The sequence below is a fragment of the Anaeromassilibacillus sp. 1001302B_160321_C8 genome (assembly GCF_015554745.1).
Taxonomy (GTDB): domain Bacteria; phylum Bacillota; class Clostridia; order Oscillospirales; family Acutalibacteraceae; genus Anaeromassilibacillus; species Anaeromassilibacillus stercoravium.
Window position 1 is genome coordinate 86,508 of the sequence record NZ_JADNJD010000009.1, and the last position, 15,429, is coordinate 101,936.

At 38.0% G+C, this 15,429-nt stretch carries 13 protein-coding genes; 2 read left to right on the top strand and 11 right to left on the bottom strand.

Annotated features, from left to right (window positions below; translation table 11 throughout):
• Positions 1 to 267: 267 nt before the first annotated feature.
• Entirely contained in the window at positions 268 to 1,278 is a 1,011-nt protein-coding gene (locus I2E77_RS07990; RefSeq protein ID WP_442858921.1) for a tyrosine-type recombinase/integrase, read from the bottom strand.
• Positions 1,275 to 2,402 (bottom strand): DNA polymerase Y family protein, encoded by a 1,128-nt coding sequence (locus I2E77_RS07995; protein ID WP_243252566.1) that lies wholly within the window; start codon positions 2,400 to 2,402, stop codon positions 1,275 to 1,277. Before I2E77_RS07995 ends, I2E77_RS07990 begins: the two co-directional genes overlap by 4 nt.
• Before the next feature lie 150 nt (positions 2,403 to 2,552).
• Here I2E77_RS07995 and I2E77_RS08000 point away from each other — a divergent pair, with 150 nt between their 5' ends.
• Together I2E77_RS08000 and I2E77_RS08005 are read left to right on the top strand one after the other, a co-directional pair.
• The gene (locus tag I2E77_RS08000) at positions 2,553 to 2,963 is read left to right on the top strand and encodes a helix-turn-helix domain-containing protein (RefSeq protein WP_015573052.1); all 411 of its coding nucleotides are present in this window, start codon (positions 2,553 to 2,555) and stop codon (positions 2,961 to 2,963) included.
• Positions 2,964 to 3,063: 100 nt separating this feature from the next.
• Positions 3,064 to 3,597, top strand: a complete 534-nt coding sequence (locus I2E77_RS08005) for an ImmA/IrrE family metallo-endopeptidase (RefSeq protein WP_195450978.1) — start codon at positions 3,064 to 3,066, stop codon at positions 3,595 to 3,597.
• A 40-nt stretch (positions 3,598 to 3,637) separates the two neighbouring features.
• Here I2E77_RS08005 and I2E77_RS13930 read toward each other — a convergent pair whose 3' ends face one another.
• From I2E77_RS13930 to I2E77_RS08050, 9 genes are all read right to left on the bottom strand, one after another.
• Positions 3,638 to 4,468 (bottom strand): GIY-YIG nuclease family protein, encoded by an 831-nt coding sequence (locus I2E77_RS13930; RefSeq protein ID WP_233105241.1) that lies wholly within the window; start codon positions 4,466 to 4,468, stop codon positions 3,638 to 3,640.
• 11 nt (positions 4,469 to 4,479) lie between these two features.
• Positions 4,480 to 4,878: an HIRAN domain-containing protein gene (locus I2E77_RS08015; RefSeq protein WP_195450979.1), complete on the bottom strand. Its 399-nt coding sequence runs from the start codon at positions 4,876 to 4,878 to the stop codon at positions 4,480 to 4,482.
• 4 nt (positions 4,879 to 4,882) lie between these two features.
• The gene (locus I2E77_RS08020; protein ID WP_195450980.1) at positions 4,883 to 5,788 is read right to left on the bottom strand and encodes a coiled-coil domain-containing protein; all 906 of its coding nucleotides are present in this window, start codon (positions 5,786 to 5,788) and stop codon (positions 4,883 to 4,885) included.
• A gap of 63 nt (positions 5,789 to 5,851) precedes the next feature.
• Positions 5,852 to 6,835, bottom strand: coding sequence for a helix-turn-helix transcriptional regulator (locus tag I2E77_RS08025; protein WP_195450981.1), 984 nt, complete (start codon positions 6,833 to 6,835; stop codon positions 5,852 to 5,854).
• 111 nt (positions 6,836 to 6,946) lie between these two features.
• Positions 6,947 to 8,059, bottom strand: a complete 1,113-nt coding sequence (locus I2E77_RS08030) for an ADP-ribosylglycohydrolase family protein (protein WP_195450982.1) — start codon at positions 8,057 to 8,059, stop codon at positions 6,947 to 6,949.
• Positions 8,060 to 8,071: 12 nt separating this feature from the next.
• Positions 8,072 to 9,109, bottom strand: coding sequence for a hypothetical protein (locus I2E77_RS13935; RefSeq protein ID WP_243252567.1), 1,038 nt, complete (start codon positions 9,107 to 9,109; stop codon positions 8,072 to 8,074).
• 10 nt (positions 9,110 to 9,119) lie between these two features.
• The gene (locus tag I2E77_RS08040; protein ID WP_195450983.1) at positions 9,120 to 12,380 is read right to left on the bottom strand and encodes a DEAD/DEAH box helicase family protein; all 3,261 of its coding nucleotides are present in this window, start codon (positions 12,378 to 12,380) and stop codon (positions 9,120 to 9,122) included.
• Positions 12,380 to 14,209, bottom strand: a complete 1,830-nt coding sequence (locus I2E77_RS08045) for a phospholipase D family protein (RefSeq protein WP_195450984.1) — start codon at positions 14,207 to 14,209, stop codon at positions 12,380 to 12,382. The genes I2E77_RS08040 and I2E77_RS08045 overlap by 1 nt, the downstream gene beginning before the upstream one ends.
• Complete coding sequence (locus I2E77_RS08050; RefSeq protein ID WP_195450985.1) at positions 14,202 to 15,410, bottom strand: DUF6361 family protein; 1,209 nt, start codon at positions 15,408 to 15,410, stop codon at positions 14,202 to 14,204. The genes I2E77_RS08045 and I2E77_RS08050 overlap by 8 nt, the downstream gene beginning before the upstream one ends.
• Positions 15,411 to 15,429: the final 19 nt, after the last annotated feature.

Below are 15,429 nucleotides of genomic sequence, written 5' to 3' on the forward strand. Positions count from 1 at the left end.
CGGATCGCCTGGAAAGGCAAATCCGCGCTGTAGAAACTCCTAAATTTTCGTTTTAGTCGCGCGGCTTCATCGTGGGGACGATTTAGGACATCGTTTCAATTCTTGCTATAACCCAACATAGTTCAAAATAAGTCGCAAATCAGATTTTTTCAAAATCCTACTTTACTTTATTTTCGATTAGTTTCGTGGGGGCTTTGTGTAAAAATTGATGTAAATGATGTAAATGCTCTAATCCACCAACTATGAAGTCCGTATCAATTTAATCTGTCAAACTGACACTTTATTATACTCATTTTTGAAGTAGGAGTCAAGACCTTCAAATTCGGACTTCCTCAGTTCCTTCGTTACATCGGTATAGATGTTAAGCGTAGTTGAAATATCTTTATGACCGAGCGTGTCCTGAATGACCTTAACATTTACCCCTGCTTCGCACATTCTTGTTGTGAAAGTGTGCCTTAAAGAATGACAGCTAAAATGCGGGAGCAATACTTCTGCGTTTTCATCTTTCAATAACTGCTCGTCGTTGCAGTCACGGATAATGCGGCGGATTGCTTTGTTCAGGGTTGCCTGATGTTGCGGCTGACCAAAACGGTTGATGAAGATAAAATCGGTATATCCATCGACAGTCGCTTCGCAGTGAAGGTCGAGCAGTTCCTGCCTTTCCTTTTCCATTAAGAATGCTTCTTTGACGAAACCGAGCATAGGCACTTTTCTTCTTCCTGCCGGGGTTTTGGTCGTATTAACATTGAAGTAACAGCCACGCTTACTGCCCTCAGTACGGTGGTCATAGTAAACCAGCGTGTGGTTCACATCAATGATACCTTCTTCCAAATCAATATCGCACCATCTTAACCCTGTAACCTCTCCAACACGAAGTCCCGTACCAATCATAACCGCAAACACCGGATACCAATACTTTGATGTAGGAGAGTTTTTCAGATAGTCAAGAAACAACTCCTGCTCCGGCTTTGTTAAGGCTCTACGCTTCTCGGTCTGAAAACAATGGGACTGTTTCAACTCTTTAAGCACATTGTTTGACGGGTTATTCCTGATGTAGTCATCATCGACCGCCATATCCAAAATCTGATGGAGAACCGTATGAATATTATCAATGGTCGCTGGCTTTAGATGGCGTTCGTCTGCAAGGTAATTATAGAACCTCTTTATATCTGTTTTTCTCAGAGAAGATACAGTCTTTGAGCCTATCTGATGACGGACAAAGGTCTCATACATATACTTGTAGTTTTCAAAGGTGTTGTTTTTCAGTCCTCGCTTCAAATCCTTCCAAAGCTCATATATGTCATTGACCGTTGTGTAACGAGCTTCTGCCTTAATGCCATCGCTCTTGTCTTTTGCGATTTGTTCCTCTTTGTATCGCAGTTCATCAAGTGTCTTGGCATAGGGTTGTTCCACCCATATCTCTTTTCAAACAACTGAAAAGCGCTCTTTGCAATAATCATCGGAGACTGTGTAGGAAGTGCAATCTTCGTCTGCCATTGCCTTGTATTGAGTGTGTTGTCTCTAATATGTATTGCGACACCTTCTGCACTTAGTCCGTGAACACGGAGCTTGTGTCCGATGTCTTGGGTTAATTCGAGAAACACGGGCCACACCTGCTCCGGTTTCTCTAAGTCTGCTACTGTTGTTATACCGTGTCCTACGCTTTTTATAGGGGAAACGAAGTCTTTCTTGGCAACAAGGGAAAGGTCGTTGCCGTTGGCATAGTTCCATAAAACTACTCCGTTCTTTCCTAATCTTCTGCGTAAGAAATCAGGGTCGGTATTCGCTAAATCCCCGATGGTACGAATACAATAGCTGTCAAGCACTCGCTGGGTTGCCCGTCCTACACCGAGCAGGTCAGCGGCAGGAAGTCCCCAAATCTTTTCTTTGAATGTGTCCTTTGGTATTACGGTTACTGCATCCGGTTTCTTCATATCCGAGCCGAGCTTCGCAAATATCTTATTAAAGGAAACACCCACAGAAATCGTCAAGCCGAGTTCAAACTTCATCGTTTCACGAATTTCATTTGCCACCTTTTCCGGCGAACCGAAAAGGCTCTCTGTCCCGCTAATATCCAGCCAACATTCGTCCATACCATACGATTCAACTTGGTCGGTATATCGCTCATAAACGCTTCTCGCAAGCTTTGAGTATTTGATATACTCCTCATAATGGGGCGGTACTACAACCAAGTCCTTGCACTTCTGTTTAGCCTGCCATACTGCGTCCCCGGTTTTCACATCAAAAGCCTTTGCTTTGTAGTTCTTAGCAAGCACGATACCGTGTCGTTCCTCAACAGAGCCGCAGACAGCAATCGGATATTTCTTTAATGCGGGGTCGAGCATACATTCGACGCTGGCATAGAAGTTGTTCATATCACAATGAAGTATGCTTCGTAACATTTTTTGAACCCCCCTTGACATTTTGGGAAGTTTAGTGTAAACTATGAGTAGTTCAACTTCCTGTTTCTTATTATACGCAGTTTAAGTGTACTTGTCAAGAGTAAATGAGAAGTTAAACTGTAAATATTCTTTTAAGGAGTGAAATCAAAGATGACATTCGGTGAAAAAGTCAAAGCTGAGAGGACTAAACTCGGTCTTAATCAGGATGAATTGGCTGAAAAAATAGGCGTAACCCGACGTGTAATTTGTTCTTATGAAAATGATAAATCCCGTCCGAGAGGAACGGAAAGATACAAGAAGCTGGCAGAAGCATTAAATGTAAATGTGAATTATCTGCTGTCTGAGGATGACGCTTTCATCGCCGATGTAGAGGATAAATACGGACGCAGAGGGGCAAGACAGGCTCAGGAGTTGCTTGCAGAAGTTACCGGTCTGTTTGCCGGCGGCGAAATGGCTGACGAGGATATGCGTGAAATGGTTGACGCTATTCAGGAAGCATATCTTATTGCAAAGAAGAACAATAAAAAATACACCCCGAAGAAATACCGCAAAGACGAGTAATCCTCAAAGTAAACTAAGTCCAATATATGGGACACATAATAGTTTATAATTTATTATAGGGTAAATATCCGATATACTATAATATGGGAGGTGAGCCGGATTGGGGTATTACACTACGGCTGAGATTGTGAAAATCGTCAACAAGCTCATTGACCGCTGCGGCACTCGTGACCCATATAAGGTCGCAAAAGAGCTTGGTATCAATATCATCTACCGGAATTTTGACAAGCAGCGTGGAGCATACAAGGTTATTCTGAAGAACCGCTTTGTTTTTCTTAAAAACGGTATGCACCCGGTCGTGGAACAGATAGTGCTATGGCACGAAATCGGACACGATGTTCTCCACAGGAAAGAAGCGGTTGCTGTCGGCGGGTTCAAAGAGTTCAATATCTTTGAAATGCGGGAGAACCGTATGGAGTATGAAGCAAACATCTTTGCTTCTCAGGCTTCGCTTCCGGACGACACTATTTTGGAATACATTGAAAACGGCTATGACATTCAGCAGATTGCACGTGCAATGAGTTCCGACATAAACCTGATTGCTCTGAAAGTAGATACGCTGATTGCACAAGGCTATCAACTTCGCAAACAGGAACACCAAAACGATTTTCTTAAATACAGTAAAAAAATATAGACCGTCAAGTCTCGAATGAGATCTGACGGTCTAATTTTTATCAGTTCTTATTATATCCGAATTGTCTTGTGCAAAGAGTATCTTTCCACCACTTTTCACGACCTAATATATAGTTGTCATCCATTCGTGCATTATAGTTTTCTAAAACCGAATACTGGAAATTTTCTTTGACATAGTCAAATCCCTTAGTGTCAACTAAATGTTTCAACTCGATATTCCCACCGTGTCCATTGTCTATATAGTTAGTCCACCTTTGAAGCAACATTCCATACTGAGCAGTTGCCGAACCAACATACATTTTTCCGTTGCTGGTATCAGTTATAAGATAAACTGCTTTTTGATTTCTCAAAGCATCAAGCCAACCGCTGCGTTTATTCCGAATAATCGTTTCCAGTTGTGAAAAACTCAATCTTATGTTCTCATAACCCGGAAATTCGTCACCATCATAAGCAGTAGAAAGAATTTCTATTACTTCCAGTTCCTCCATCATTGACTCATAAGTTCTTCCCATACCACGCTTCGTATTGTGATACTTCAAAACTAATCTGCCATAATACTTTCGATATTCTTCAATTTCCTCAGCTTCAAACCCGACATCATCTACGACATCTATCTCTTTTGTAATTCTCTTAATTGTTGTCAGCAACCATTTATCATCATAGAGGTAAAGCAGACAAATCGCAATCTGTCCCGTATGGAAATATCTTCTTTGATTGTGCCACAAAAACCACTCAATGTTTATTTTATCAGGGTCTCTTTTGTATTCCTCTAAAGGGTCTGTATTTCCATTAAAAACATTCAACTTGAGTCTGGTTTTGCCAATATCGCAATCCGGTATCTTAAGCAAGTCATTTATCAGAATTCTATCCATTACATATCTCCTTATTCGTGCAGGAAAACCTTAATATAAATCTTGACCCAAGAGCCTTTCTTTTCCTTTGAGGTAATCTTACCGAAAAGAAGCTTCCCGGCGTCCATCAGGCGAGCAAATATTACATTATCCTGCTTCGGCACATAACCGATTTTAACTCCGTCAACAGTCTTAATGACAATTGCTTGCTTATCATATCGGTTATCGGGTTCTCTGAAAAATTCAAGTCTGTCATCGTTATTCAGATGTGGCTCTAATTCTTCGATACCTTCGATATGGGTTGTTCCGGCTACATAGGTATCAAAAAGAAATATGTCTTTTTCAAAGGGTTTTGGTATGGAAATCTCTCCGCCTTTGCCGTGTAACAGCCCTACAAGTCCGCTACCGCCGGATTTAACCAAATCGCCCATAATTTCACCTCAACATTTCTTCGATTTTCGCATTATAAATGGAGATAAGCTCGTTATACTGTTCAAGAATACTTTCAAGTTCTTGCTTTTTCTGCTCGGTTTTCTCTGTATCATCAAGAATATCCTTCATCGTGTACGGATATTCTGATTTGATATTATCAATACTCTCTTTTATAGATTTCAGCAATCCCTGTAAACGCTCTCGTTCTTCGACAAGCTGTGTCATAGCGTCCTTATATTTTTCAGGCAACGGATTGTTTCCAACCATTTCGCAGATAATCCTCAATGTCCCCAAATCACCGTTTTTATAAGCTGAAACCGCATTATCAAATAATTGAACCTGTGCTTCGGAAACATCAGGGTTAATATCAGGGTGTAATGCCTTTACTATTTTACGATAGAGCTTCTTGAGTTCCTTGTTATCTTCGTCTGACAGAATTTCCGCCTTGCTTCGTTTAAGGGCGTCATTCATCTTATCAATCTGCTCATTGAGTTGTTTTTGATACTCGGCAAATTCATTATCGAGAGTTTCCTCAATGGCAGAAATAATGACCTTTTCCTGTCTGTTTTTCTTTGCCTGAATCAATTCAATTTTTCTTTTCAGTCGCAGAGCGGCACATTGAGCTTCATACGCCTTATACTCAATACTGCCGAGTTTCAGCATATATTCTGTCTCAATATTCTTACAGATAACGAATTGAAGCTCGTCACGCTCCAGCAAAAGCATTGACAGCTCTGTACGCATTTTTTCTACTTCGCTTTTCAGCTTTTCAAAATCCGGGAATACAATAACATTACTCGGTGAAGATACTTCTGCCGTCGTCTCGGCGTTTTCTTCTTCATCGTCCCTAAATATCATATACTCTGCGGCACGACCGGCAAGTCTTTTTCTGATTTCTTTTTCGTCCATTCAATCGCACCTCACTTTTCAGAACATAATTCTTTCTTCAGTTCCTTTGATAAAATGAAGGAATTATCTGGCATTATTCAGACTATTCATAGCCTCACTTATCATTTTGTAATACTGTTCTTTTACATTTTTTGGACCGAGTATTTTAACCTTTCCATCAAAACCAAATACCCATCCAAAGAATGTTGGACTTACTGATACTTCCGTTATCAATCGGAAAGAAGTCATATCATAAGCAAGTGTTTTTACATTTTCACCAAAACGGTCTATCATTGTTTTCATTAAGCTATTATCACATTGAAGGTCAACTTCAACCTCATCCCCGGAAAACATAAAGAACACTTCTTTTGTAAAATTTTCAAGGTCAAAATCTTTCGGCACAGGAATTGCATTTTCGGACAATATAGTTGGCGCAACGGCAATACGGTCAACTCTAAAATTGATAACTTTACCTTTCTTTTCAGAATAACCAATCACATAATAGTAATCGCCACTCCAAATCAATTTATAAGGACTAAGTTTGTAAATTTCCCCTTTATTTTTCAAAACCTTTTTCTTAAGCCCGGAATAATCATAATATTGGAATGAAATCTGCTTTCCTTCGTTAATTGCATCGTTGATGGTATCTACTATGTAATAAATCTGCTCATTGTCTGGCTTAATTCTATCTACAACATAATTGTTTCGTCTAAGTTTGGACACTTGTCCCTGACTTGTCAGAGTGTGGATTTTTCTTATCAAACTTTCACTTTTCTTCGCCGTGATAAATCGTGACGACTCAACGGCATCAATAAGCAATTTTAATTCCGGCAACTCAAATTTTCTACTACCAATAAAATATTTGCATTGGGTAGAATGAACTGTTACAATGTCAACTCCATACTCCTGCAAAGCAACAATGTCTTTTGTAAGAGTAGTTCTATGAGCCGAAATACCATATTCGTCTTGCAATTTATCAATGAGCTGTTTGGTCGTAAGAGGGTGTTCTTCATCAGTGTACTGTTCCAATATCCTCAACAAATATAAAATTCTTGGTTTTGTTTCCATAGTCTACCTCTTGAAAATATAATTTCCAATAGCAACCTTTCTAAACGGTTACTTGTTTGTTCAATTTTCCTTGGCTGTTATGATATAGCATCTTTTTTGCAAAAACACATCTCATTTTGTTCGCTTATATGTTTTGTAAATATATTTTTGTTCCCATATCTCATCGTGATATGACCCGTACTCTGAAATCTTGCAATCATTGTAAAGGTCATCGGCAATCTCCAAAATAACATCTTTCAATTCAAGATTATCTAAGTATTTTTTGGGGATACTTTTCAGCCCAAGGTATGCACCTAATATATTTCCAGTTACAGCGCCTGTAGAATCACTATCACCACTATGGTTAACAGAAGCGATAATTGCTTTATCAAAATCATCGGAGTATTTTAAGGAACAATAAATAGCAATCGCAAGCGTTTCTTCAGCAACCCAACCTTGCCCAAGTTCTCTGATTGCTTCCAAATCATCAATGTCCTCTTTTGATAATGCAATAGCTTTATCTATTAAATCAATTTGTTCCGATAAGTGTTTTCTGTTAGTAAATTGTCTACGAAGTGCTTCTTTCATATCTAACACAGCATCCAACAAAGAAATATCTTCATTATGAGAAAGCGACTGAACGATATGTACCAATCCGGCTGCTGGTATATAGCCTAATTCGTGACCGTGTGTTATAGCTGCTGTTTCAGCACCAATCATATCAATTTCATCAATGGTTCGCCTTTTGGTTTCAAAATACAAACCAATAGGTGCAACCCTCATAACGCCACCACAACCTTTACTTCGGTTTATTGGCTCGTCTATTGTTCCGTTTGCACCGTTTTCAATAGCGGTAAGACAAGTGTTTCCGGGCGCTCTGCGATTATATAATTCAGGAATATTGATTAACCAAGAGTAAGGGTATTCTTCATTTAAGGGATACTTTTCACACTGAGTACGAAGCCAATCCTTATAACAGAAGGCAATATAACTCGGATATGACCCCATTATTCCACGTGTCATTCCTCTTGTTGTACCAAGTAATAACCCATTAGCAGTAAACAAAGTCATTTGTGTATCGTCTGAAATCTCTGCAACTCCATTAACAAGGTCGTATTCAGTTATTCCATTTTCTCCATAACGACTAAAGATGGTTTCTTCATCAAGAAATTCAACAGCATATCCCAATGCATCTCCAGCAGCACCACCTATTAGGCAACCTCTAAATTTATCAATATCCTTCATTCAGCACACACCTTACTTTCTCTGCAATGCACCCTCCATAATCGGAAGGTCAGAAATATCTATACTGTTTATTTCACAGAAACGTTCCAAAAATTCCTGAGCAAGAGCTTCATCTTTTTTTCCTTTTTTAACAGATACAATATCTTTCAAAATGCTTGCTGCTTGTTCATCGGTTATGTATCTGTGCAATCCTTGACCCCAAGCTGCCTTTTCAGGAGCATTTTCATTATGATAGTAATTCCAAAACAACACCTTTTTTGCTTCATCTTTTGTAAGACTTAATTTGTATTTTGATGAGGTTGTTACATAACCCTCATCACGATTGTCGCCTTCATAGGCTTCATCAACAAGGAATACCCCAAATACAAATCTATCTTTTTCAGAATCGTGAGGTTCTCTTGTCGTAAGAATAGCTAAACTGTTTACCTGAACCTTATTCAACTTCATAGGTCTTTGATGATTTTCTTTTGTCAATGCAAATCCGGCAAACGCTGTCCAGTTTCTAAGCATTTGACTTTCATAGCAAACGAATCCATCTTCTTCTGAAATGCTATCCAATTCTTTTCTTGTAATAATTCCGTCATAATACTGCTTACAAGGAGAGTCATCATCACAGCACCAATTATGCTGAGCGACCTCAATGTTATAATCTATCATTTCATCACTACAAGCACATATATATCCGATTCCGTTTTCAGCCAAGCCACCATTACAATAGTTACACTTAAAAGCAATGTTTTCTTTCGGATATGTTTTCTGTCTTGTGCCAGATGGTTTAACAATCGTTTGAGTTTTTATTAAACGAGCTTGTTCTTCTTGCTTTTGTCTTTTGATTTCCGCTTCTTTTTCCTTTTTTATCGCCAATTCTTCAAGCACTATATTCTGTATATTTGAATTTTCGCATTGTAAGAACTTTTCAAAAGCTTCAGGAAACTGAAACTGCTTTGTTCCTACCGGAAATTCGATTTTAAGATATGTGTCTGTTTGTTCAATGACCTTGCCGACACCAAAACTCTTATGTTTTATATTAACACCTGATAATTCAACCATTCCGTTCACCTTATCTTTCGTTATCCGCATTTTTATAATATGGACTCAGATTTATAAACAACTTTTTCATATCATCCACATCTTCACAATTTTGGAATATGTATTCAAGCAGTTCTTCTTGTCGCGCTTGTCCCAAAGTTAAACGATACAAGGAAAGAATTTTAATAAGTCTTTCGTACGCCAATCCATCACGACTAAACGGATACATTGGTACAATACGCTCTATCTTTACCATATCTTCACGCTCAGTTAATCCCCAAAACGGAATTAAGTCAGAACCTTTTCCACCATTTTCCTCTTTGGCTGCAACATCGAACATTTCTTTCCAAACATTTTCCTTAAAATTAATATCTCCATATCGTTTCGAGATGTTCTGACGAATAGCCAAACACTCAAAGCGATTGATACGCCCTTCTCGCTGTTCTAAGTCAATCGGATTTGATGGCAGATTCCAATGCACAATTCTTCGGCAATAATTGTGGAAATCCAATCCTTCTTGCCCTATGGAAGTAGATGCTAAAACAAATGGTCTAAATGGAGAATTGAAAGAATTTCTAACGCTCTTTTTTCTGTCTGCGTCCTTTTCTTTTCCATCTCCTTTAGTAAAGGCAACTGCAAAGTGAGAACGAATAGCAGTTGGTTTTTCCTTTGTTCCATTTGCTCTTGCCTTAAACGCATTGAATGTATCAATAGTGTAAATTGTGGTTCTCACATCCATAGAACTTGCTATTGTATAGTGTAAGTTATCAACCAAATTATTGTCTGCGTCTAAACCGTTTGTAATTAAATGAGCATATTCATCAAACATAGCCTGAATGTTTCCCTGCTTGCAATAGGTAAGCAGATTTTCCCAATGTGCGTCCTCGCTTTTTTTACCACAAGCAAGCTCGACTGTGGCTGTAGACTCGGCTGTATTCATACGGTTTATAAAGATTTTTGCAATCTGACTTGGCAAATAACTTGGAAAAGTAGTTCCTCGTTTGCAGTAAGATTGATAGGTTCTGTTTATAGTTATTGCAGGAGAAGCTATTGCCATATCTGCAAGAACATCTAACAAATCATCAGGTTTTTTCCCAAGCGTACAAATCTTTCCGTAGTTTGTTTCCAAATACAACTCCCGTAATGTCTGAAGATGGGTTAAAAATCCCTTTTGTCGCTTGGATTTCTCTTCTTCTTCATCAAACGAAGCAAGAGCTTCACCACTATTCAGCCAAGTTGTAACATATCCCGCACCGTCCAATAACAGAGGTGCAAGATAATACCATCGTTTATCCTGCGTTCCCGATGTCGGAGCAGTATATTTATCTAATTTCTCAGCAATCTTGCTCTTTATATCTTTTTCTATTTCTTTTAAACTCGCACCTGCATTAAGATATTCAATAGGGTCATAACATCTTGTTAAAAACTGCGATGGATACATTAAGCAAAATAAAGTCATTGCATTTGGTGTTCCATTACTTACTGAAAAATTGAGTCTCGCTGATGGATAACGCCTTTCTCCGGTATAAAAGTAATGAGCTTCTTTTGCTTCATTGGATTTTGCTAATTTACCCACAGTTTTTCGTTCTGCTTCATAAGACAGCAATCCGGCTATCATTCGAGGAACCATCTCCCAAGACGAGAAGATAAGTGTCTTTGAAAAAGCAGGAACATTTTTGAAAACACCTTGTGGAGCATAATAAGGCTTTGAAGGAGGAACCCATAGTAACAATTCAGCATTATCCTTGAATGTATGAGCCATAACCCTATCAAGTCGTGCGTTGTTATTAGGAATTTTGTCATACTTATCAATGGTTCTTCTCTTTAGCCAAAAGCTATCTTTATTGATTTTATTTATTTCCTCAGGTCGCTCTTTGAAATATTTCTCCAAGTATCTTTTAAGTTGGTAATCTCGCATAAATGACATAAGATAAGGAGTCGATTTAATATAGTCTACCGGAACATTAAAAGAAGCTCCAACTTCTTCAAGAAGTTTCTGTGCCTGCAAATAGGATTTTATATCTTGTTCCATTACACTTAGTGGAACATTAACATCTTTATCATCAATAATATCTGCATTTTCCGTTGCAGAAACACGTTCCGTTCGGCATATATGCTGATACATAGCGTCTTCTGCTGCCTTTTTGGCTGCAAGGATGGTTGTATCCCCATCTGTCAATTCTTTTAAGTGGACAGAATAATTGCTCCACACCGACTTAAACTTGTTTTTTTCTTTTTCTGTAATGTTAAGAAAGTTCATAACATCAAAGAATTCGGAATAATGTTCGTCTACCTGTGCTTCATCAATTTCTTCAAGGGTAGAGTACATCTTATACGGTGTAGCAGACAGTAATAACATTCTAACTTTATCTGAATTAAAGAACTTATTTGCTAACATTCCTGTTTCAGATTCAGGGTCAGAATTAATCAAATACTTAAAACGCTGAAACTCGTCCATAATGACAAGGTCGGGTTCAAGTTTATCTAAACTGATTTTAGCAAAAAGGACTCTTAATTTTCCAATGACATAAGTGTTGTTCTGTTTTTTATAACCATACTTTTCAATATTTTTGCACATACCTATTATCAAGTCTAAGTATGTAACATTTTCTTCTACCGTTTCTCTTAGTTCCACAGACAATTTATCAAGCATATAAGACAGATACTTTCCTCCGGAAAGTTTGTCACATTCTACAACTTCTGTTTCATACCAAGATTTTGCCCAGCCATCCCAACCACTGCTTGCTCCATCTTTCATTGCAAACTCTAAGGCTTTTGTATATGGAGACAACTCCGGCAATCTTCTGAGGATTGCAAACATCAATGCACGTTCAGAATAAGTTCCTGCACCATTCGTCATTCTAAACGAAGTGTCCGGAGTAAGTGGAATCAGCTGAATATATCGACTTAATAAGTCTGAGTCATTCTCTTGTTTGAAAATATTAAGGTGCTGCATAGACAGTCGTGATGACCCAGTATGCTCGGTTCTTAATTCACTTGTTATTCTTAGTTTATTTAGATTCTGTTCTGCAATAGAAGCATTGGAACAGATATAAACAACCTTCACAAGATTATCTCCGGCTTCTTTTTGCATTTTTGCAAGTTTTGCTATTGTACCACGAGCAATCAACGTTTTCCCAAGTCCAACTTCATCGGAAACTAACACTCGCATTTGGCCAGCTCTATAAAGCTGATCAATGCGAGTTACGGTTGCTTTCTGGAAATCCTTTAACCCTGACATTACTGTGTTTTCTATTTTTTCAATCTGACTCATAACATTAATATCAGCCATTAAAGTTTCACCGCCTTTTTGAACACATTATATAATTCCTCGAACTGTTCAGGAATCACACCGTCTGTGGAAATAGCCTTTATCAAATAATCAATTTCCTTGAAACGGTCAGGTGCAGTCGCTGCTGTTTGAAGCATTTTCTCGTAAAGAGCCGGTGTCTGAATTGTTTTGTGAGTATTCTTTCCTCCCAAGATTTCTGCTTCATTTGCTGCTTCCAACGCACCCATCACATAATTGTCGCCAAGAAGAAATGCAATATAACGATAAAAACATTCTTTATCTTTCACAATATTGGAAACAACAGCCTTTTCTCTTTCTTCCGGCATTCCCTCCGTTGGAACTATGATTATTCTCTGCACAGTACTTTTTCCGTCACTAACGGCTATCTTGTAAAACTCAGAGAGTTGTGTTAATGCTAATGATTTGAATAGTATATTTTCACTTATTACTTCTGTTTTATTTGAGAGAAGCGGAGATATCGTAACCACATATTCACTGATTTCAAATTTTGCAAAATTGATGTTTATATCATAATTATCCCCATTACAAACCACTTTTGCCCATGGTTTCATTCTGTTGATTTCTTTAATATAGCTATCAAGAATATTTTGCTTTTCCTGTTCTTCATCAACAAGAAGGTTGTCTGTCATCTTTACTTCCTGAAAAGGATTTGACGGGTTATCTTCAGAACCATTAAAAAGTGATTCTGATAATTTCTTCATATTTAAATATCTATTCTTTGATTTGAGCATTATAGTGAATTCCACATTGCCTTTAATCGCATTATGAGAAGCATTAAGCGACCCCAAATACAAATACGTATCTGAGTATTTACGAACCATATATATTTTTGCGTGAATATCTTGTTTTTGACTCTGCTGCGCTTCTTCTGAAATAGTTGACTCCCCATCGACCACAGCATCTTTCATCGTGAATATTCTAAAATCTGCACAATCCGAAGGATTAAGTTTTCCGAGTGACATTGCCCTTGTAAAGAGCATATAATCCGTATGATTGATATACTTGTTTCTATCAATAAAATCTTTAATTACCGAGTTGGACAAGAAAGGGGACATTACCAATATCTCGTGAAAACTGTCCTCAAATAGTGGGGCAAAAGCTTTGTCCGCAGTTGTATGAAATCCACTATTGCCACTTTTAATGCCCGTTGGTAAAAACTCAAAGTCGTCAAATTCCTTTGAGTTTAGTTCAAAGTGAACATAAGGCAACTCTCGAATAATTGCTCTAATCTTTTTTAACTTTGCTTTTGCATTTTCATCAGAAGGTAACGTGCTTATGAGATATGACAGAAAATCACTTACAGGAGTTGTTTTAAGTGTCTTTCGACCATTCACTCTACCTTCCATTGAAATGGTTACATCCCAACTTCTGTCAAAAGTAAGGTTTCTGCTCAAAATGACAACTCGATATAATGGGGTCTTGTTTTCGTCAATATATCTTATAAGCCAAAATTTCGGATGGAATGACGGATATTTTGCAATTCCTTTTCTCTTAGCAGTGCTTATCTGAAATACAATTTTTTCCAGCAAAATATAAAGCGATGTTATGTTATTTGGTGTATGAATCTGACCACCCTCACAAAAGAGTGCAACTTTATCTCCGGTTGCTCGTAATCCCTCCAGCAAACAAATAGGATTCTTCATTAACTCACTATCAGTTTCTTCTGCAAGACCAAGAGCAATACAAGTACCTACAAGAGCATCTAAATCTAATGAATAGGTTGTGCCTATTGCAAAATCAAGTGTGTAACCGTCAGGTGGTGCAAGAACCTGACCGTAATCTAATCTGTCATTATTTGGATTAAGCATTGGTCTTGTCCTCACTTTCCATAATATCTCTGACTATTGTCCTTGCATTATAAAAACGATAATCCAGTTCTTTTCCACCTAACCACTCATCAATATTAAATTCGCCCGGATGTTTCGTTTTTGCCCTGTTAGTACCTTTTAACTGTACTTCTCGTGAAGTAATACACTTCTTCAATTCTTCCACATTTCCAGCAATCATATATTCTTGGCATTGCTTCAAAAACTTGCGAAGCAACGGATTATTTAACACATCAAGTGTTTGAAGAATATAGTCGATGTCTATGTTTGCTAATTCAGAAAACATTGGTTGCAATCGTTCTAATTCCTGATTTGCTTCTTCGTTTTTTCCATCCGATACCACTATGTTGTAAATGGTGCGTATTGCGTATATGAAATCAGAAAAGGCAAAAGCGAGCCAATATATTTCCTGAACATCATCCGGGAACTTTTCAATAATATTGCTGATGTCTTGAAAAGAGTTGCAATCAACAAATTCGGCAATGTTATTTTCGAGAACATAAGCAAGCATTGTCCCTTTACAAGATGAAATAATTTGCTCTTTCAAAAATGTTGCTTCTCCACTGCTCAACTTCATTGAAAAGTCTTCAAGCCAATTATCTCTATACAGCGGCATTTTCCAAAACTGCATACTAAATAAGATACCAGCATTTTTATCGTCACATTCGTTTTCTTCAGCGTTATCATTTCTGTTGCCGAGTTTTTTCAGTGTGGTTTTCCGTGCCTTCATAGCACAAGATACTCGTATATATTCGGATAAAGAAAGATTTCCCCCGATAAAAATCCCATATCGTTTAAGACCAGCCCAATAAATACTTGCCGGTGTTCGTTTTACCCAATTACCGGCTTGTAACGAATTTTTGCCGATAAGTCCGCTTTCATTCCGGTTTTGGCGGTACAAAATTTCCGCACAATTTCGCTCAATCGAATCCAAAGTTTTAAGTATTTTATTGGGATTTATTTCGTTACTTTTTTCTAATTGCTTCAAAGCGTATGGAACAGCAAAGAAATATTTTGCTCTTGTTTGGATTGTAGAGGTACCGGGAAAGAAAAGGTTGGAAAAACCATCTCTAACAGCAGCAATGCCCAGTTCATCTAAAGTCCCGCTCTCAGAAAGCAGGTCTAAAACGCTCAACACTTTGCTTCGTTCTGATTTTGAAAAGTCAATCCAACCTAATTCCATTTTCTTATCTCCTAAATCT